This window comes from Altererythrobacter sp., from assembly GCF_050299635.1.
In the GTDB taxonomy this organism is placed as follows: domain Bacteria; phylum Pseudomonadota; class Alphaproteobacteria; order Sphingomonadales; family Sphingomonadaceae; genus Erythrobacter.
In genome coordinates this window covers 41,410-60,970 of the sequence record NZ_JBNKWF010000017.1, presented here as the reverse complement: position 1 = coordinate 60,970, position 19,561 = coordinate 41,410, and the positions used below count along the sequence as shown (strand labels likewise).

Genomic DNA, 19,561 nt, shown 5'->3' with positions numbered 1-19,561 from the left:
GGGCGGGATCATGCAAAATTTGAACCTATCACGCCGGATCGGCAAATTTGCCGGGGATCGGCGAGCGATCGGGTGGCTGATCGTAATATCGCTCGGTTTCGCAGGCTATATGTGGCTCAAGCAGAATCCGCAGCACAATCCGCTCGCTCCATTGGATGTGCGCAACCCGCCGGGACTGGCGACCGGTCTGAAACTGGCCGAAATCACCACGGACAGGGGCCAATGCCGCGCCGCTCTCACTCGCAGCGGAATCGCGTTTCGCAACCTTATCCCCACGGGAGAGGGGCCCTGTTCGCTTACCGACCGCACGCAGATGACAGGCGCACCAATGTCACCCGCGCGGCCCATATCGACCTGTCCGGTAGCCGTGGGCCTACAGATATGGCTAAGCCATGGCTTGCAGCAAGCGGCGCAAACCCATCTCGGCACAAAAGTGACGAGAATTGAGCATATTGGAACCAATAGTTGCCGCCGCATCAATGGGGGCAGAACAGGCCCGTGGAGCGAGCACGCACATGGCAATGCGATCGATATTCGCGCATTCGTGCTCAGCGATGGGCGGCGTGTGAGCATTTTGCAGGATTGGGGCAAGGGCGAGAAGGGCGATTTTCTCAAGGCCGCCCGCGATGCAGCATGTGACAGCTTCAGGACAGTGCTATCGCCCGACTACAACGCCAAGCATGCCAACCATTTCCATCTCGATCAGGGAACGCGTTGGAGCAGCGCGTGCCGGTAGGCCCGGCAAGAGAGAGCACCGCTATCTTGCTTCGAGCGCGTAACCTGCCGAACGGACGGTACGGATGGGGTCCTTTCCGCCTCCCACGTCGATTGCCTTGCGAAGTCGACGGATATGCACATCCACCGTACGCAGTTCGATATCGCTACCTGTGCCCCAAACGCCGTCGAGCAACTGCCCGCGGCTGAACACCCGACCCGGGCTCTCCATGAAGAATTGCAGCAGGCGGTATTCAGTCGGACCCAAGTGGAGATCCTGACCCTTGCGCTGGACGCGGTGTGCGACCGGATCGAGCATAAGATCGCCAACCTTAATCGATTCCCCGGCCAGGGCAGGGCGGATGCGGCGCATTACCGCCGCAACACGGGCGAGCAGCTCGCGCGGGCTGAAGGGCTTGGTCAGATAGTCGTCTGCGCCCGTTTCGAGGCCGCGAATGCGGTCGTCTTCCGCTTCGCGCGCGGTCAGCATGATGATCGGGACATGGGCGGTCTGCTTGTCGCGGCGCAAGCGGCGGCAAACTTCGATGCCGCTCGTCCCTTCGATCATCCAGTCGAGAATGATGAGGTCGGGCAGCTCCTCGCTCGCCAGAACCAGTGCCTCATCGCCGTCGGGCGTACAGCGAACGTCGTATCCCTCGTTACGGAAACGGTATTCAAGCAGCTCTGATAGCGCCGGATCGTCTTCTACCAAGAGCAGCTTTGCGCCAGCCATTGCGTCTTATCCCATTCGCTTCGTTAGTCGTCACGGCGCCAATATGACGGCGAAGCTACAGTTTTATGTCAACGATCCTCATCGGGCGGATAAAGCCCGGTCGCCGAGAAATGCACCATTTCGGCAACATTGGTCGCATGATCCCCGATCCGCTCGATATTGCGCGCCACGAACAGCAGCTGCGCCGCACTCGAAATCGTGGCAGGATTTTCGACCATGTAGCTTACAACATTGCGGAAAATGCTGTTGTAGAAAGCATCGACCTTGGCGTCGGCCGCAATCACTTCCAGCGCCAGCTCAGCATTGCGCGCCGCATAGGCGGTGAGCACATCATGCACCATTTCGCCGGCCAGTTCGCCCATCGCCGGGAGCAGGGTCAGAGGTTCGAAATGCTTGCGGCTCTCGATCTCTCCCACGCGCTTGGCGATGTTCTTCGAATAGTCCCCGATGCGCTCGATCACGCCGGCAATCTTCAGCGCGGCGATAACCTCGCGCAGATCGTCGGCCATCGGCGCGCGCAAGGCGATGATGCGCACGGCCAGCTTGTCCACTTCGGATTCAAGCGCATCGATCTTCTTGTCCCGCTTGACCACCTTGGCGGCGAGCTCTTCGTCACCGCGCACCATGGCATCGAGCGATTCCTGGATCGCAACTTCGGCGAGGCCACCCATCTCCGTGATCAGGCCGCGGAGGCGCGTGATGTCCTCGTCGAATGCCTTTACTGTATGTTCTGCCATCAGCCGTAGCGTCCTGTGATGTAATCCTGGGTCCGCTGTTCGAGCGGATTGGTGAATATGTCAGAAGTCCGCCCATATTCCACCATTTTGCCGAGATGGAAGAATGCGGTGCGCTGCGAAACGCGCGCGGCCTGCTGCATGGAATGCGTGACGATCACGATAGCATATCGGCCCGAAAGCTCGTCGATCAGTTCTTCGATCTTGGCTGTGGCGATAGGATCGAGTGCCGAGCATGGCTCGTCCATCAGGATGACTTCGGGATCGACGGCAATTGCGCGTGCGATACAAAGCCGTTGCTGCTGCCCGCCGGACAGCGCAGTACCCGAATCGGCCAACCGGTCCTTTACCTCGTCCCACAGCCCTGCGCGGGTGAGCGAGTTTTCTACAACCTGGTCCAACTCATCCTTGCGCTCGGCCAATCCGTGAATGCGGGGCCCATAGGCAATGTTGTCGTAGATCGATTTGGGGAAGGGATTGGGCTTCTGGAACACCATACCCACTCGTGCGCGGAGCTGGACCACATCCATGCCCGAGCCATAGACGTCCTCTCCGTCGAGCTCGATCCTGCCTTCGACACGGGCCGAAGGGATTGTGTCATTCATTCGGTTCAGGGTGCGCAAGAATGTTGATTTGCCGCAGCCGGACGGGCCGATGAATGCTGTTACATATTGCGCGGGAATGTCGATCGAAACATCATCGATCGCCTGCTTCTCGCCGTAATAGACCGAGACATTCGTCGCCTTCATCTTGGCGTCGGTCTGCTCGAGGTTGGGATGGATAACTGTCACCACGTTTTCTCGAATTTGTTGCGTAGGTAGATGGCGAGTCCGTTCATCACCAGGAGGAACAGCAGCAGGACAATGATCGCAGCGCTGGTCCGCTCGACAAAGCCGCGGTCGATTTCGTCCGACCAAAGAAAGATCTGCACCGGAAGGACTGTCGATGGCGAGGTAAACCCGTCGGGCGGGGTCGCCACGAACGCGCGCATACCGATCATCAGCAGCGGAGCGGTTTCACCCAGCGCGCGCGCCATGCCGATGATTGTACCAGTAAGGATTCCGGGAAGGGCAAGCGGTAGGACATGGTGAAACACCACCTGCACTGGCGAGGCGCCCACTGCTAGCGCTCCGTCGCGGATCGAGGGCGGAACCGCCTTGATCGCATTGCGACCTGAGATGACGATCACCGGCATAGTCATCAGCGCCAGAGTCATACCGCCGATCAGCGGAGCCGAGCGCAAATTGGGGAATGCCCACAAAAACACCGCCAGGCCCAGAAGGCCGAAGATGATCGAGGGCACGGCAGCGAGGTTGTTGATCGATACCTCAATCACGTCGGTCCAGCGGTTCTTGGGCGCATATTCTTCAAGGTAGAGCGCAGCCAGAACACCGATTGGAAAGGCCAGCAGCAAGGTGACAAGCATTGTCAGCATCGAGCCCTTGAGCGCCCCCCAGATACCAACCAGCTGAGGGTCGGTCGCGTCAGAGCGCGAAAGAAAGCCAAAGTCGAAATTCTTACCCAGCTTGCCTTCGTTCGTGAGCCGCTGTGCCAGCGCCTGCATTTCTGGAGAGCCTTCTCCGTCTAGTCCTGCCGACAGGTCACTGCTGGTTGGCAATTGAAATGTGTGCCGTGTGCGAGCCAGTTCCGGATTTACAAGCAGGTCGGCGGCGACATTGCGCCAGGCCACCTGGTTCAGTTCCGCGGCTCCTTCGGCGCCGAGCGACAATTCGGCGTAAAACGCGACGACATCAGGCAATCCCTGCGCCTCGAGCGACTGGATCGCAGTTGGCAATTGCGCCTGGCTGGGATCGACGGATATTCCCGCCTCGGGGAAATCGATATCGACTGCCAGTTCTGCGCGCGTGAAGCCGTTCAATCCGTTCACCGTCATGGTGAACAACAGGAAGATCAGCACAGCGACCGAAAACAGCACGGCGGAAAGACCCGCCAGCTTGAACCGGCGCTCTGCCGCGTAGCGCTTCTGAATGCGCTTGGAGAAGGCATCGGTGCGAGTGGGGGCGATAGTTTCCATGGCGGGCTCCTCACTCATAGGCTTCACGGAACCGTTTGACGACGCGTAGCGCAATGAAATTGAGCGCCAGCGTTACAAGGAAGAGGACGAAGCCCAGCGCAAAGGCGCTCAGCGTGGCAGGATGGTCGAAACTGCCTTCGCCGGTAAGCATGGCAACGATCTGGAAAGTCACGGTCGTCATGGCCTCGAGCGGGTTGGCAGTGAGGTTGGCGGCGGCGCCGGCAGCCATCACCACGATCATCGTTTCGCCGATTGCGCGACTCACTGCCAGCATAACGCCGGCGACGATACCGGGCAGGGCGGCCGGAACCAGAACCTTGCGGATCGTCTCAGAGGTTGTTGCACCCATTGCCAGGCTGCCGTCGCGCATGGCCGAAGGCACGGCCGCAATCGAATCATCTGCCATCGACGATACGAAGGGAATGATCATGACACCCATCACGAGGCCGGCGGCCAGGGCGCTTTCGCTCGATGCACTGCTGATCCCGATTGCAACCGCCCAGTCGCGGATCGCGGGGGCGACGGTGAGTGCGGCGAAGTATCCATAAACCACGGTTGGCACGCCGGCGAGGATCTCCAGCGCAGGCTTGAGCCACGCGCGCAGGCGCGGATCAGCATATTGTGTGAGGTAGATCGCACTCATCAATCCCAGCGGAATTGCGACGATCATGGCAATGATCGCACCAATGTAGATCGTGCCCCAGAAAAGCGGGATCGCACCGTAACGCGATGGATCCGGGCTGAGCGGATTGCTCATCGGGTCCGGACCCCAGAAAGTCCCGAACAGGAAATCGACCGGGCTGACCATGCCGAAGAAACGGACAGTCTCGAACACCAGACTGGCGAAGATCCCGAATGTGGTGAGGATCGCGACCAGTGACGCAAGCAGCAACAGCAGCATCACCATGCGCTCGACGCGTGTGCGCGCCTTGAAATCCGGCTTGATCCGCAGGAACGAGTATGTGCCCGCAGCGAAAGCAATCAATACGGTGACCACAATGCCGATCCAGTTGTACCGCGAAATTGCCGCGCGAAATGGTTCGACCAGTGCTTCAGCCTCAGGGTTGAAGACAGATTGGGCGCCGCCGGTGGCAACCGCGCGCGCTTCCGACAGAACTGCATCGCGGGTGAAGCCGAACGCAGGCAGGTTGGAGGCGGCAGGATCTGCCAGAACCGACTGCATGACGAGCTGCGGCGCGACCAGCGACCAAACCGTTCCGAACACCAGGATCGGCACGGCAATCCACAGCGCCACATACCACCCGTGATAATTGGGCCGAGCTACCAGACGCGTGGCTGGCTCTTCCTTCTGGAAACTCCAGGCGCGAGCGCGGGCCGCCAGCCATCCGGCCAGGCCCAGACCAATCGCAATCAGAATGATGGTGATAAGGGACATGAATTAGGAGGCCACTGTGCGGGTGAGGTCGATTCGTCGGCTGCCCCGGACGGGCGGTAAGCGGTCAGACGCAAATGATGGCTCGAAACTGACCATGTTTTCGTCGGCCCCCGTTTAGTGTCTTCGAGTCATGCGGTCGAGCGTCTGCCGAGCGCGATGTTCAAGAAAGATGACAATTTCATGACAACTCCGCCGGCTCGCTCTGGATAAGCGGAATTCTCACACTGATCCTCGTGCCTTTGCCTACTTCGCTGGCAATGTCGAGCCGCCCGCGGTGGCGTTCAACAATATGCTTGACGATCGCCAGGCCCAGTCCGGTCCCGCCCGAGGCACGGCTGCGACCGGGATCGGTCCGATAGAAACGCCTGGTGAGGTGAGGGATGTGCTCCGGCGCAATGCCTTCGCCGTGATCCTCAACAGAAAGGCGCGCCTGTCCATTTTCAAACCTTTCCAGGACGACATCGACTGGCGTGTCCGGATGCCCATATTTAAAGGCGTTATCGACCAGATTGCGCACCAATTGTTCAAGCTGCTGCGCATCGCCCCGAATCATGAGGGATGGAGTGAGGGATAGCTGCAACCGTTTCACCCGTTCCGGGCCTGCCGCATCGCGGGCAGCGGTTTCCACCAGCGACCCGAGATCAACTTGCGTCTCCGGCACGTCGTGCTTTTCGGCCTCCACGCGTGAAAGCGACATAAGGTCACTGACAAGCGCCTGAAGGCGTTTTGCTTCCGCCAGAATCGTATCGAGGAACTTTGTCTCGGTCGCTTCGTCGAGCGTGCCCGAATCCTCACGCAGGGTTTCGACATAGCCAATGATGGACGACAAGGGAGTACGCAGTTCGTGGCTTGCATTTGCAACGAAGTCGGTATGCGCGCGGCTGATATCGGCTTCTACGGTGTGGTTGATCAATTCGATGACGGCCAGATCGTCTCCAATGCCTTGCCGATTGATTCGCCAGATGTCGCGCCGCCGGGCCAGGCCGCGCACTACCGCCGAACCATCAACCTCCTTGGATAGCAGCTTGATCGCTGCCGGTTGACGAAATGCAACACGCAAATCCTGGTTGATGACATGCGCACCAAGCAGGCGGCGCGCCGCGCGGTTTGCAATTGTGATGCGGCTACGCTCGGCAACCAGCAATGGCGTCGCGGCATATTCGATCAGGTCGCGCATATTGTCGCGAGTGAAGGGCTGCTCGCGAGCAAGGATCGGCGATTCGGGTGGCTGCGACACAGCGAGCAGAAGCGACCCCAACCAAACCACAAGCACTGCCAGTGCGAGTAGAAAATCAATTCCGAAGGCCAGCATCATCACGAACGCGAACAGCGCAAGCAGTGTGCCGGAAACCGGGAAGGACTTGGGCAGGCTCATCGCACAGCCGCCATAACCAGATGCATCACGCAAGAAAAGCGGCCCGATGCGATTCATTTCGAACAGTTGCGCTGCGGCCCAGCGGCAATTGAAAGGATATCGATTTCCGGTGGTGACCCCTACGGGACTCGAACCCGTGTTTCAGCCGTGAGAGGGCCGCGTCCTAACCGCTAGACGAAGGGGCCTTGCCATTTTTCCAATTCACCCGGCCATGCCTGAAGCATGGCGGTGGTGGTGACCCCTACGGGACTCGAACCCGTGTTTCCGCCGTGAAAGGGCGGCGTCCTAGACCGCTAGACGAAGGGGCCGAAGCGGTGGAGAGCGCGCCTTTAGGGGTGCGATCATGGCGGGTCAAGCCCCGCCAGCTCTCAATCTGCAAATGCCGCGTCTTCGAGGTGTAATTCCGCTTGCGGACGGCTGCCCCAATCGTCGATCCTGGCTCGGCCCGCGAGATGAAACCGGCGCCCTGCAGAGCGGTGCATCAGCGTTTGCGCCATCTCGCTCTCGGCGGCGCGAAAGGCGATCGCCTTCAGTGATCGCCCGTCCTCGCCAGCAGCAATCACACGCAAATGATCCTTGCCTACGATGTCCGCCTTGACGATGCGCACTGGGCCTACAGCCACCCTCGGTCCCGGCCAGCCCACACCATACGGTCCGGCCTGCTCCAGCGTTTCGACCAGCGATGGCGTCAGCCCACCAGGAGCCACGGCGAGGTCGAGCTGCATCACCTGATTTTGCCGCGCCCGGTCGACGTCCCTCGCAAGCCTTTCGTCAAGGAACGCTGCGAAATCCTCCAGCATTGACCTTTCTATAGTGAGGCCCGCCGCCATCGCATGACCTCCACCGGCAACCAACAGTCCCGATTCGCGCGCGGCGATGATCGCAGCGCCAAGGTCCACGCCCGAGATCGACCTTCCCGAACCTTTGCCCACACCGCTATCGTCTTCCAGCGCGATAACGATGGCAGGCTTGCCCGTCTTCTCCTTGATACGCCCGGCTACGATTCCGATCACACCGGGATGCCAGCCCGCTCCAGACAAGACCTGAACGGCGCGATTGTGCTGTCCCGCCAACAGGGCTTCTGCCGCTTGCTGGACTTCGGCCTCGATCGCCCGGCGGTCTTCATTGAGCGCTGAAAGCTGTTCGGCGATTTCGCGAGCCTCGTCTGCGTCGCTGGTGGTCAGCAATCTCACACCCAGCGTCGATTCGCCGACCCGCCCGCCTGCATTGATGCGCGGGCCAAGAGCAAATCCCAGGTCGCTGCATTGCGGTGCGCGCTTGAGCCGGCTTGCATCGATCAGCGCCGACATGCCGATCCGCTCGCGCCGGGCCATCACCTTGAGCCCCTGTGCCACGAAGGCGCGGTTGAGCCCGTGCAGCGCGGCAACATCAGCCACAGTTCCCAGAGCCACGAGATCGAGCAAAGCCATCAGGTTGGGTTCTTCCCGATCGTCGAAATATCCGCGATCACGGAGAGTGCGAATCAAAGCGATGGCGAGCAGAAACGCGACGCCTACGGCTGCAAGATGGCCATGTGCGGCAGCAAGATCGCTTTCATCAAGCCGATTGGGATTGACCAGGGCAGCGGCAGGAGGAAGCTCCGGCGAACATTTGTGGTGGTCGACCACGATCACGTCGACTCCGGCGTCGCGGGCCTGGCCAAGCGCTTCGTGAGCCATGGCTCCGCAATCGACCGTCACGATCAGGCTGGAGCCTTCCTCAGCGAGGCGGACAAGCGCTTCGCCGCTGGGGCCATAACCTTCGAGCAGGCGGTCGGGGATATAATAGTTTGCGCGGGCACCAAGGTTGCGCAGCAGATCGACCAGCAGGGCTGCGCTCGTCGCTCCATCGACATCGTAGTCACCATAGATGGTGATCGTTTCGTCGCTCAGAACCGCCTGGGCAATGCGTTCGGCTGCAGCGTCCATGTCGCGGAATTCGGACGGATCGGGCAGAAAATCGCGCAATGTGGGTTTCGCGTGCCTCGCCACATCTTGCGGATCGACACCTCTGGTCAGAAGCAATTGCGTGAGAATATCGTTCTGGAGACTGGCGGCATCGGCGCCCAGTGCCATATTGCCGCCACGCCAATGCCATGCCCGGCCAACCAGCGAGTTTTCGACGCCGAGAGCGAGAGCAATTGAACGGGAGGCCATTGCAGGGTTTTAACCTGCATTGGATCGGGCGAACAGATGCCCAAGATTGACAATCTACAGTCTGCAGCGCTTTGTTCTCAGCGATGAGAGATTCCTGTCTTTTGATCGCCTGGCACAGCCGCACCAGCGCGAGCGAACAGATGGCGCATGCGGCGTTTGAAGGAGCGGGCGATCGCGCCAGAATTCTCCGAGCGGACGAGGTTCAAGCTCAGGATTTGCTGGAAGCGGCGGCCTATATCTTCGCTTGCCCTGAGAATTTGGCGAGCATGAGCGGTCTGATGAAAGAGATGTTTGATCGCTGTTATTATCCGGTATTGGGCCAGATCGAAGGGCGCGCATACGCCACCATGATTGCCGCGGGTTCGGACGGGGAGGGCGCTCAGCGACAAATTGACCGGATTGCGACGGGCTGGCGTCTAAAACGTGTGGCGGATCCGATCATCGTGAACCTGGACGCGCAAACGCCGCAAGAAATTTTGGCAAGGAAGACTGTGCCTAAGGAAGAAATCGAACGCTGTCGCATGTTGGGAGAAGCAATCGCAGAGGGTATATCTTTAGGTATTTATTGAATATACTTGAGTTTCTCGATTTTTGATTTTTCGGTTGTAAGGTCTGGAGTGACTTGCAGATCGTGACAGATATACAGGGGGCCCGATTGAAGCTCGGGGGAGCTCACGATCGCAGCGTCGTTTGATCTTGACGATAATGGACCCGTGCATGGTCATGGGCTTTTCCTGATATTCGGCGCTGGCAAGCGGCCGGACCGCAGGGCGATTCGCGATTTTGTCGAGCGGCAACCGGCAGTTTCGATAACCTTCGATCCTGCCGATGCGCCGGCTCTGCGAGTGGTCGATCCTACTGCGAATGAGCCCGGCTTGCCCGATGCGCACAATGGCGATCCGCATTGGCTCGAACTGCTCAGTGCCGGATTGACCTTCGATCTGCAGGGTCTGACGCCATCGGGCGGCATGAAATTGCCGAAGATCGAATACAGTTTCGACTTTGAAGACATTCCGGCTGCAGTTGGAATGGAAGCATTGCGGCTTGTTCCGGGTAGCCATCTTTCCGGTGGCGAGCGTAGCATGCCGGTCATGCGAGCACTGTTCGGTCTCGCGCGCGACCTTATGCAGCATTTTGAAGAAGCCGAAGCTGCCGTCTGGCCACCGTCCCGCAGCCTGATCGGGCGTCGCTTCTTCGATTCGACAGTTACTGCATGGCTGGAGGGCGGCGCCTTTCCAGCGCTTGGACTGACTGCATTTCGCGAAACCGATGACGGCGGGCTTGAGAGCGTGGGGCTCGATTTCTTGATTGGGCAGGAACTCTTGCTCGACCACTCATTGGTTGGCGACAAGGTTGCTGCGACGAGGTTGGGCATCAGGCTGATCAATCAGTTCGTGATCATGGGAGGAATCCACGAGGCCGAATATGTGACCTCTCCCGATGGCCGGCGGTTGCTGGTTTCGCCCTCGACGGATGGAACGACAATCAGGGTTCGCGGCGAATAGATTGAATGGGAGAGAGCAGCCGTTTCGTGGCAGGGTCGGTATTTGCCCGGCGGCAGGTGATTCCGTTCCGGACGGTCAATCGAAAGGGTCAGGTTGGCTACGACCCGAACCTGCAACGCCACCATCTGCTCCCGCTCCAGCTGCTTTCAACCCATTGTTTCGGAAAGATGTTCGATTCCCTGGATTGCCGCAAAATCGGATTTGACGATTTTCGCGCCAATGGGCTTCTGCTGCCTTCGAGCGAAGAAGCGACCTTGCGGATTGGCTTGCCGCTGCACCGCGGTCCCCATCGGCAATACAATGCCATGGTGATCGAGCGTGTCGGACAAATCGAAGCGAATTGGTCAAGGATCAGTGCCCACGATCCGGCTTCCGCGCAGCGTGATGCGCATTTTCGCCTTTCGCTGTTGCAGTCCGCGCTGCGCAAGCGCCTGCTTTATGAGCGCAGAAGGCTGATCCTCAACCGCAAGGATCCGCTCGGCACCGGATTCGATTTCGCCGAGCTCGATGCCATGGCCGAAGCGCTGTGGCGCGCAACCTGACGTCCGAACGCCTAACTGTTCCAGGCGGCGAAATCGGAATTGGCGATCAAGGCTTCGCGGGCTGCATGATATTCCCGCTCAAGTCGCGATACCATCTCCTCAACCGTGCCGACCGACTTGACCGAGCCCACGCCCTGGCCGGAGCCCCAGATGTCCTTCCATGCCTTGGCCTTGGTGTTGCCGCCGCTGCCGAAGTTCATCTTCGAGGGATCGCTTTGCGGCAGGTTGTCGGGATCGAGACCTGAAGCCTCGATCGAGGATCGCAGGTAGTTGCCGTGCACGCCTGTGAACAGGTTGGTGTAGACGATGCCTTCTGCGCTGCCTTCGACAATGCCTCGCTTGTAATCGGCGCTGGCATTGGCTTCCTCGGTCGCGATGAAAGCGCTGCCCATATAGGCAAAGTCCGCGCGTAGGGCCTGCGCTGCAAGGATCGAATAGCCGTTGGCGATCGAGCCCGAGAGCGCGACCAGCCCGTCAAACCATTCGCGGATTTCCTGCATCAGTGCGAAAGGCGATTGCGTGCCCGCATGCCCTCCCGCACCGGCCGCAACCGGGATCAGTCCATCGGCGCCTTTCTCGATTGCCTTGCGCGCGAAGCGGTTGTTGATCACGTCATGCATGGTGATGCCGCCCCATCCGCGCACCGCGTTGAAGATCTCCTCACGTGCGCCCAGCGACGTGATGACCATCGGCACTTGCCACTTGGCGCAAGTCGCCATGTCCTGCTCCAGCCGGTCGTTTGAACGGTGGACGATCTGGTTGACTGCGAAGGGAGCGGCGGGCCGATCGGGATTCTCGCGATTGTGCTTGGCCAGTTCCTCGGTGATCTGGTGAAGCCATTCGTCGAGCAGCGTTTGCGGCCTGGCGTTGAGCGCCGGAAAGCTGCCGATGATGCCTGCCTTGCATTGCGCGATCACAAGTTCCGGCCCTGATACGATGAACAGCGGCGATCCGATCAGCGGCAGACGCAGGCGGTTGAACGGGGCAGGCAGCGACATCGGGTTCTCCGTTTTGATTGAAAACTCATCTCTCGATTACGCACTGACCTGCCGCCTGTCGAGGCACCTGTTGGAGGCCCGGCAATGCCGTAACGTCAGCGTTTCGGAAGTATGTGCTCAATGCCATAGAATCGCGCTGCATTGCCTGCGTAGAGTGCATGTTTCTCGTCGGCGCTGGCACCCTGCGTGATGCGTTTGAATGCGTTCCACAGCACCGGATATTCGGCGCCCCAATAGTCGACCGGATAGTTGCTTTCGAACATCGCACGATCGGTTCCGAAGGCTTCGATGCAGGTCTGGATATAGGGCCGCCACATCGCCGCAAGATCTTCCGAACTGGTGCCTGCAGCGGGGCCCTTTTCGGGCAATCCGCAGAAGGCCATGGCGAGTCCGCCCAGCTTGATCGTCACATTTTCGCACTTGGCCAGTTCGTGGATGTTGTGGCGCCAGATATCGAAGCGTTCGTGCAGCTTGCCGCGATAGCTCGCGATATTGAGCGGCGTTCCGCAATGATCGAGGCAGATCGGCTGATCCGGAAAGGCGCGGGCCAGGTCGATGACATCGGGCAATTGCGGCTCGAGCACCCAGGCGTCGAAGGTCAGGCCCTGCCTGCCGAGCTGTTTGAAACCTTCGCGGAACGATGCGTCGCGATAGAGCCCTTCGGGTGCATGAAAGGGAGCGCCCAGAACGTTTGGATCTGCGTCCCATGCGCCCTGGTGTCGGATACCCTTGAAACGGTCGGGGGAGGCATCGCCCAGCGCTTCCAGAACAGGGGCGGCCTTCTCGCCCGCCAGTAAGTCAGCATGGCCGATGATCGCTGCACAGAGGCGCAGATCGCCGTAGAGCCCGCTGGCGCTCTGGGCAGCAACGCCGTTGACGAACTCGACTTCGCCCACGACCTTCATCGCGTCGTCTGCATCGGCGCGGTAGAATGCGCCGCATTCCATGAACACGGTGCCGATCACATTGTGCCCGCTCGTCGCATGCGCATGGATCTGATCGAATGTGTAATAGGCATTGTCGATCAAAGCTTCGAGAAAGTCGTGCCGCGGCTCGGGGAATGCGCCCATCAGCGGGCGCAAGTCCCACAGGTGGTGATGCGGATCGATGATCGGCAAATCGGGTTCGAGGATTTCTTCGTTCATCGCTTGTTCCCACCTCGGCAATTCCTACAGGATGGAACACATGGAACACTGTTCAAGGAAAGGAAACCGGAGATGGGATCGTTCGGCAAGAAAGGCCGTACTTGAATGGTGTGCCAAATAGCCATTGAGCGATCTTATCGGCGCATCACTGGGTAGGAAATGCGGAGGCAAGGGGGGTGGATGTTGACGATCCAAATTCCGTCACTCCGGCCCGGAGGCCGGGATGACGAATGAGGGAACTCTAACCCTATCCCACAGCGCTATTCGCTGCGCTCAGTACAGCGCGCACGCTGGCGGTGGCGACGTCCTCGTCGATCCCGCAGCCCCAGATGGTGTTTCCATCCTTCCCGCGGCATTCGAGATAGGCGGCCGCGCGAGCATCGGTGCCGGTGCCCAGCGCGTGTTCGGTATAATCGCAAATTTCCAGCTCGACGCCGAAGCTGTCGCGGATCGTGCCCACGACCGACGAAATTAACCCGTTTCCGCGCCCCGAAACGCGCTGTGCCTTGCCATCGACTTCGATCGAACCTGCGAAGATCCGCGTGCCATCGGGCGCGCGGCTTTCCTCATAGTCGACCAGCTGAAAATGCTTGGGATGGATCTTGACGTGATAGGCCTTGCGGAAGGCGTCCCAGATGTCGGTGGCGTTCAGCTCGCGACCAAGCTCGTCGGCCATATGCTGGACGTGTTTCGAGAAATCCGCCTGCATTTTCTTGGGCAGTTTGATGCCCTGGTCCTGCTCCAGAACCCAGGCGAAGCCGCCTTTGCCGGACTGCGAATTGACGCGAATGACCGCTTCGTAATTGCGGCCCAGATCGGCGGGGTCGATCGGCAGATAGGGGACACGCCATTGCTCGTCATTCTGCTTCTCGTTGGCTTCGAAGCCCTTCTTGATCGCATCCTGATGACTGCCAGAGAATGCCGTGAAGACCAGTTCGCCGCCATAGGGGTGGCGCTGGTGCACGGGCAGCTCGTTGCAATATTCGACCGTCTCGATCACGCGATCGATGTCGGAGAAATCCAGCCCCGGATCGACACCTTGCGTGTACATGTTGAGCGCGACGGTCACGAGGCAGCAATTGCCGGTCCGCTCGCCATTGCCGAACAGGCAGCCTTCCACGCGGTCTGCACCTGCCATCATGCCCAGTTCGGCCGCTGCAACGCCTGTTCCACGATCGTTATGCGTGTGCAGGCTGATCGCTGCTGAATCCCTGTTGGGCAAATTGCGACAGAAATATTCGATCTGGTCGGCGTAGATATTGGGCGTCGCCGCCTCCACCGTTGCCGGCAGGTTGAGGATGATCGGGCGCTCCGGTGTGGGTGCCAGCACTTCCATCACCGCTTCGCAAACCTCGATCGAGAAATCGAGCTCGGCGGTCGAGAAGGTTTCCGGCGAATACTGGAAGTGCCAGTCTGTGTCGGGGCGCTTGGATGCTTCGTCACGCATGACCTTGGCGCCTTGCACCGCGATTTCGCGCACTTCGTCCTTGCTCATGCGGAACACGATATCGCGCCAGGCGGGCGAGACGGCGTTGTAGAGATGCACGATCGCCTGTTTGGCGCCGTCGAGGCTCTCGAAGCTTGTGCGGATCAGATCTTCACGGCTCTGCGTCAGGACCTGCACGATCACATCGTCGGGGATTCTTCCCGACCCAACCAGGCCCTGAATGAAGTCGAATTCGGTGGCTCCTGCTGCAGGAAAGCCGATCTCGATCTCCTTAACGCCGATTTCGACAAGCAGATCGAAGAAGCGGTTCTTCTTCACCGCATCCATCGGATCGACAATCGCCTGGTTGCCATCGCGCAAATCGGTCGAAAGCCAGCGCGGCGGAGCGGTGATCGTACGGCTGGGCCATTGGCGATCGGGCAGGTTAACCTGCGGGAAGGGCCGGTATTTTCGGCTTGGTTCGGGCATCATGGACATGTCGAAAAACTCGTAACGGAATATTTGTTTGGCTGGTTCGGATTGTGCTCCCTTGGGCGCCGTGCGCACCCCGATAGAGCACGCGTCAACTCACGCCCAAGGGCGGATAAGTCGTAGCAGCAGCGATCCGTTACGTGTCATGCGATTGTGCATTGCCGAAAATTGCGCCGGTTTCAAGCGAGAAGATGCATTGCTGCGAAAATCACCCCGCAGGTCATCTGGTCAGCGCCAGCGCAGGCGTTCGGACGTCAATTGCTCTACCGAGGTCACGCCCATCAGCCGCATTCCGCGCTCGATCTCGTCCTTCAGGATGCCGATTGCGCGCTCGACACCGGGCTGACCCGCCGCCGCCAGCGCATAGAGATAGAGCCGCCCGCCGCTGGCCGACGTGGCGCCCGCGCAAAGCGATTTCAGGACATGCGTACCGCGCCGCACACCGCCGTCGCAGATAATCTCGATCTCTCCGCCCACGGCATCGACGATCTCGCGCAACTGGTCGAAGGGGGAGCGGCTGCCGTCGAGCTGGCGGCCGCCATGATTGGAAATCATGATCGCGTCGGCGCCGATCTGCACAGCGCGCCGCGCGTCATTCGCGCTCATCACACCCTTGAGGCAAAAGGTGCCGCCCCAGTCCTGCCGAATGCGCGCCGCCGTGTCCCAATCCATCGATGTGTCGAGCATGCTATTGAAATAGTCTGCGATGCTCACCGCCTTGCCTGTGCCTTCGCTGACATGCGTGTCGAGATTGGGCAGGCGGAACTTTTCGCGAAAGACATAGTCCATCGCCCAGCGCGGCCTGGTGGCATAGCTCCACAAGGCGCTGGGGCTGAAACGGGGCGGGGTGGTGAAGCCTGAGCGCATGCAGCGTTCGCGCTTGCCCGAAACGATCGTGTCGACGGTCAGCGCGATCGCGTCGAACTTCGATTCCTGGCAGCGCTGGATCATAGAGCGATTCAACCCCTCGTCCTTGTGGACATAGAGCTGGAACAGCTTGGGACCGCTGGTGAGCGCGGCAATATCCTCGATCGAATAGGTGGCGAGGCTGGAGATGCCGAACCACAGGCCGTATTTGTCCGCCGCACGGGCCACCGCGCCTTCACCCTGCCAGTGGAACACGCGCTGGAGCGCGGTGGGGCTGAGCACCAGGGGCAGTGCGCTCTTGCGGCCCATGATCGTGCAGCTTGTGTCGATCTCCGCTACGCCTGCCAACACGTCTGGTACCAGATCGGCGCTATCGAAGGCGGCGGTGTTGCGCGCCTTGGTTAGCTCGTCATCGGCAGCGCCGTCGATATAGTCGAAAACCGGCCAGGGTAGCCTCGCCTTGGCCAGTTTCCGGAAGTCATCGATATTGTGGCAGTCTGAGAGGTGCATTTGGGCCTTCTTGCGCCTGTTTCTCAGTTTGTCGACCAGCTTATTGCCTGCGCCTAGCCAAGATTGTGCGAAAGTATGGATGGCGGCGGCGCTGAGCAGGGTTTACAGCGTTACAGCCTCCCGCTGGAGCAAGATGGCGGAGCCGTTTGCTGCCGGCCTGGGCAGTTGGGGAGGTGTTGCGCCAGTTGCATGTCGTTCCGCCGTTGTGCTCTCAACCTTGGGGAGAGGCACAATGTCGATCGATTTTCTGCACAAGATAGCTCGAGGCTGGGCGACAGCCCTGACTCTTCTGGTTCTTGCATCAGGGGCAGGAATGGCGCGGGCCGAACCTGCTCCTGCAAGGATTACTTCGCTCTATGACGCTTTTGGCAAGCCCTCTGCCATGGTCAAGGACTGGGGCTATTCCGCGCTCATCGAATATGGCGGCAAGCGCATCCTGTTCGACACTGGCAACAACGCGGAAATCTTCGCACACAATATCGCGGCGAAGGGCGTCGACCTGGCTGATCTGGACTTCGTAATCGTCTCGCATCGTCACGGCGACCATACAAGCGGACTCAATTACTTGCTCCAGGTCAATCCGGATGTCCCGATCTACGTACCGAAAGAGAATTTTGGCGTATTCGGGGCTGCATTGCCGGGCAGCTTCTACCCACGCGATGAAGCGCTACCGCCTGACATGCGCTATTTTGACGGGAGCCCGCCGGAAAGGCTCCATTTCGGCAGCCCATGGCCGGACGCCAATTTCAACTGGATCACCGAGACAACTGAAATTGCTCCGGGCTTCCACCTCATCATGCAAAAGGGAACCTGGGGTGTCGACCTCGACGCAATGGAGATTTCGCTGGCGATCGACACGCCCGAAGGGATTGTATTGGTGGTTGGATGCAGCCATCCCACGCTCGAAAGGATCGTCGAAGCGGCTAGCGCACTAAGCGACAAACCGATCCGCCTTGTCATTGGCGGGACGCACCTGCTCCCTGCGAAGCAACCGGAGATCGAGCGGATCGCGACGGCTCTGCTTGAGCGCTATCATGTCCAATGGATCGCGCCGGTCCACTGCACCGGCGAACCTGCGTTCGAAATACTGAACAAGCGCTTCGGCAGTCGCTATCTCTATGCTGGATTGGGGAGCGTGATTGAGATCGGTCACGACGTGAAGGCAAGCGATGACGGAAGCTCAAAGCCAGATGCGGAAGCCGCAGATCCGACATGAAAAAGCCCGCACGTCACCATGGACGCGCGGGCCTTTATCTTTGGCCAATGTGAAAGAACTTAGTTCTTCGCCTTGTCGACCAGCTTATTGGCGCTGATCCACGGCATCATGGCGCGCAGTTCGGCCCCGGTCTTTTCGATCGGATGCGCTTCGGCTGCCTTGCGGCTCGCCTTGAGCTCGGGCTGACCCGCGCGGTTGTCGAGCACAAAGTTCTTCACGAAGCGGCCCGAAGTGATGTCCGCCAGCACGCGCTTCATTTCAGCCTTGGTCTCATCGGTGATGATACGCGGGCCGGTGGTGATGTCGCCATACTCGGCGGTATTGCTGATCGAATAGCGCATGTTGGCGATGCCGCCTTCATAGAGCAGATCGACGATCAGTTTGGTCTCGTGCAAGCATTCGAAATAGGCCATTTCGGGTGCATAGCCGGCCTCGACCAGCGTTTCGAACCCGGCCTGGATCAGGTGGGTAATGCCGCCGCACAGAACGGCCTGCTCGCCGAACAGGTCGGTTTCGCATTCCTCCTTGAAGTTCGTCTCGATGATGCCCGAACGGCCACCGCCGACGCCCGATGCATAGGCGAGGGCGATGTCATGCGCCGCGCCGCTGGCATCCTGATGCACCGCGATCAAGCAAGGTACGCCGCCGCCGCGCTGATATTCGCTGCGCACGGTGTGGCCGGGGCCCTTGGGCGCGATCATGATGACATCGATATCCGCAGGCGGTTCGATCAGGCCGAAATGAACGTTGAGGCCGTGGGCGAAGGCAAGCGCGCTGCCCGGCTTCATCTTGCCGGCCAGATCATTGTCCCAGATTGCGGCCTGGTGTTCGTCGGGTGCCAGAATCATCAGGATGTCGGCCCATTCGGCCGCTTCGCTGTTGGTCAGCACCTTGAAGCCGGCTGCTTCAGCCTTCTTGGCGGTGGCGGAACCGGCACGAAGCGCAATCGCAACGTTGTTCACACCACTGTCGCGCAGGTTCTGCGCATGGGCGTGGCCCTGGCTGCCATAGCCGAGCACGGCGATCTTCTTGTCCTTGATGAGGTTCAGGTCCGCATCGGCGTCGTAATAAACTTTCATGTCTTCTTCCTACGTCACCCCTGCGTTGGCAGGGGTCCAGATGAACTCGCAAGTTTGCGAGAGGTTAGATAGGCTCCTGCCTTCGCAGGAGCGACGAGATTTTTCTACGTGCGGGTCAAGCGCCTTCTGCCCCGCGCATCATGCCCACAACGCCACTGCGGCTGACTTCGACCAGTCCGAGTTCGCGCATCAGCGTGATGAAGCTGTCGATCTTGTCCGGCGCCCCCGTCAGTTCGAAGACGAAGCTTTCGGTCGTCGTGTCTATTACACTGGCGCGGAAGACGTCGGCAATCCGCAAGGCTTCGACCCGCGCTTCGCCCGTTCCCCGGACCTTGATGAGCGCCAGTTCGCGTTCGACATGCGGGCCCGCCTCGGTCAGGTCGGTCACCTTGTGGACCGGTACAAGCCGTTCGAGCTGAGCTTCAATCTGGTCGATCACCAGGCGCGGGCCGTTGGTGACGATGGTGATCCGGCTTACCGCGTGATTTTCGGAAATGTCAGCCACGGTAAGGCTGTCGATATTATATCCGCGCGCGGTGAACAGCCCGGCGATCTTCGCCAGGATGCCCGATTCATTATCGACCGTGACAGTGAGGACATGCCGCTCGGCGGCTTCTTGTGCGATTTTCATCATCATC

18 protein-coding genes and 2 tRNA genes are annotated in these 19,561 nt (G+C 59.8%); 5 read left to right on the top strand and 15 right to left on the bottom strand.

All coding sequences use genetic code 11. From position 1 onward, the window contains the following. The first annotated feature begins 10 nt into the window (after nucleotides 1-10). Nucleotides 11-736 carry an extensin family protein gene (locus tag ACQY6C_RS10320; protein ID WP_427968423.1) on the top strand — a complete coding sequence of 242 codons (726 nt, stop codon included), beginning with the start codon at nucleotides 11-13 and terminating at the stop codon, nucleotides 734-736. Between the two features lie 21 nt (nucleotides 737-757). Here ACQY6C_RS10320 and phoB read toward each other — a convergent pair whose 3' ends face one another. From phoB to recJ, 9 genes are all read right to left on the bottom strand, one after another. Continuing rightward, nucleotides 758-1,447 carry a phosphate regulon transcriptional regulator PhoB gene (phoB, locus tag ACQY6C_RS10315; RefSeq protein ID WP_427968421.1) on the bottom strand — a complete coding sequence of 230 codons (690 nt, stop codon included), beginning with the start codon at nucleotides 1,445-1,447 and terminating at the stop codon, nucleotides 758-760. A 68-nt stretch (nucleotides 1,448-1,515) separates the two neighbouring features. Continuing rightward, on the bottom strand, nucleotides 1,516-2,184 hold the full coding sequence (phoU, locus tag ACQY6C_RS10310) for a phosphate signaling complex protein PhoU (RefSeq protein WP_427968419.1): 669 nt from the start codon (nucleotides 2,182-2,184) through the stop codon (nucleotides 1,516-1,518). Beyond that, nucleotides 2,184-2,930 carry a phosphate ABC transporter ATP-binding protein PstB gene (gene pstB / locus ACQY6C_RS10305; RefSeq protein WP_427968452.1) on the bottom strand — a complete coding sequence of 249 codons (747 nt, stop codon included), beginning with the start codon at nucleotides 2,928-2,930 and terminating at the stop codon, nucleotides 2,184-2,186. The genes phoU and pstB overlap by 1 nt, the downstream gene beginning before the upstream one ends. 38 nt (nucleotides 2,931-2,968) lie before the next feature. After that, nucleotides 2,969-4,234: a phosphate ABC transporter permease PstA gene (gene pstA, locus ACQY6C_RS10300; protein WP_427968417.1), complete on the bottom strand. Its 1,266-nt coding sequence runs from the start codon at nucleotides 4,232-4,234 to the stop codon at nucleotides 2,969-2,971. Beyond that, nucleotides 4,227-5,612 carry a phosphate ABC transporter permease subunit PstC gene (gene pstC, locus ACQY6C_RS10295; RefSeq protein ID WP_427968415.1) on the bottom strand — a complete coding sequence of 462 codons (1,386 nt, stop codon included), beginning with the start codon at nucleotides 5,610-5,612 and terminating at the stop codon, nucleotides 4,227-4,229. Before pstC ends, pstA begins: the two co-directional genes overlap by 8 nt. Nucleotides 5,613-5,790: 178 nt before the next feature. Next, nucleotides 5,791-7,044: a sensor histidine kinase gene (locus ACQY6C_RS10290; RefSeq protein ID WP_427968413.1), complete on the bottom strand. Its 1,254-nt coding sequence runs from the start codon at nucleotides 7,042-7,044 to the stop codon at nucleotides 5,791-5,793. Nucleotides 7,045-7,097: 53 nt separating this feature from the next. Then, a tRNA-Glu gene (locus ACQY6C_RS10285) sits at nucleotides 7,098-7,172 on the bottom strand. 47 nt (nucleotides 7,173-7,219) lie between these two features. Next, nucleotides 7,220-7,295 (bottom strand) — tRNA-Glu (locus ACQY6C_RS10280). A 60-nt stretch (nucleotides 7,296-7,355) separates the two neighbouring features. Beyond that, entirely contained in the window at nucleotides 7,356-9,143 is a 1,788-nt protein-coding gene (recJ, locus tag ACQY6C_RS10275; RefSeq protein WP_427968411.1) for a single-stranded-DNA-specific exonuclease RecJ, read from the bottom strand. Nucleotides 9,144-9,226: 83 nt separating this feature from the next. Here recJ and ACQY6C_RS10270 point away from each other — a divergent pair, with 83 nt between their 5' ends. The 3 genes from ACQY6C_RS10270 (at nucleotide 9,227) to ACQY6C_RS10260 (ending at nucleotide 11,190) form a co-directional block, all read left to right on the top strand. Beyond that, the gene (locus ACQY6C_RS10270; RefSeq protein WP_427968409.1) at nucleotides 9,227-9,712 is read left to right on the top strand and encodes a flavodoxin family protein; all 486 of its coding nucleotides are present in this window, start codon (nucleotides 9,227-9,229) and stop codon (nucleotides 9,710-9,712) included. Nucleotides 9,713-9,856: 144 nt separating this feature from the next. After that, entirely contained in the window at nucleotides 9,857-10,648 is a 792-nt protein-coding gene (locus ACQY6C_RS10265; RefSeq protein WP_427968408.1) for a hypothetical protein, read from the top strand. 5 nt (nucleotides 10,649-10,653) lie between these two features. Continuing rightward, nucleotides 10,654-11,190, top strand: a complete 537-nt coding sequence (locus ACQY6C_RS10260; RefSeq protein ID WP_427968406.1) for an AHH domain-containing protein — start codon at nucleotides 10,654-10,656, stop codon at nucleotides 11,188-11,190. 11 nt (nucleotides 11,191-11,201) lie between these two features. On the opposite strand, the gene ACQY6C_RS10255 is transcribed toward ACQY6C_RS10260, so the two are convergent. The 4 genes from ACQY6C_RS10255 to ACQY6C_RS10240 form a co-directional block, all read right to left on the bottom strand. Next, a complete protein-coding gene (locus ACQY6C_RS10255; protein WP_427968404.1) occupies nucleotides 11,202-12,188 on the bottom strand; it encodes an NAD(P)H-dependent flavin oxidoreductase in 987 nt (328 codons plus the stop codon). A 95-nt stretch (nucleotides 12,189-12,283) separates the two neighbouring features. After that, the gene (locus ACQY6C_RS10250; protein ID WP_427968402.1) at nucleotides 12,284-13,333 is read right to left on the bottom strand and encodes an amidohydrolase family protein; all 1,050 of its coding nucleotides are present in this window, start codon (nucleotides 13,331-13,333) and stop codon (nucleotides 12,284-12,286) included. 247 nt (nucleotides 13,334-13,580) lie between these two features. Next, nucleotides 13,581-15,257 (bottom strand): 2-isopropylmalate synthase, encoded by a 1,677-nt coding sequence (gene leuA / locus ACQY6C_RS10245; RefSeq protein ID WP_427968400.1) that lies wholly within the window; start codon nucleotides 15,255-15,257, stop codon nucleotides 13,581-13,583. Nucleotides 15,258-15,479: 222 nt separating this feature from the next. Continuing rightward, nucleotides 15,480-16,628 (bottom strand): alpha-hydroxy acid oxidase, encoded by a 1,149-nt coding sequence (locus ACQY6C_RS10240; protein ID WP_427968398.1) that lies wholly within the window; start codon nucleotides 16,626-16,628, stop codon nucleotides 15,480-15,482. Nucleotides 16,629-16,860: 232 nt separating this feature from the next. Here ACQY6C_RS10240 and ACQY6C_RS10235 point away from each other — a divergent pair, with 232 nt between their 5' ends. Beyond that, complete coding sequence (locus ACQY6C_RS10235) at nucleotides 16,861-17,844, top strand: MBL fold metallo-hydrolase (RefSeq protein ID WP_427968396.1); 984 nt, start codon at nucleotides 16,861-16,863, stop codon at nucleotides 17,842-17,844. 59 nt (nucleotides 17,845-17,903) lie between these two features. On the opposite strand, the gene ilvC is transcribed toward ACQY6C_RS10235, so the two are convergent. Continuing rightward, nucleotides 17,904-18,923 (bottom strand): ketol-acid reductoisomerase, encoded by a 1,020-nt coding sequence (gene ilvC, locus ACQY6C_RS10230; protein WP_427968394.1) that lies wholly within the window; start codon nucleotides 18,921-18,923, stop codon nucleotides 17,904-17,906. A 115-nt stretch (nucleotides 18,924-19,038) separates the two neighbouring features. After that, entirely contained in the window at nucleotides 19,039-19,554 is a 516-nt protein-coding gene (gene ilvN / locus ACQY6C_RS10225) for an acetolactate synthase small subunit (protein ID WP_427968450.1), read from the bottom strand. Nucleotides 19,555-19,561 lie beyond the last annotated feature (7 nt).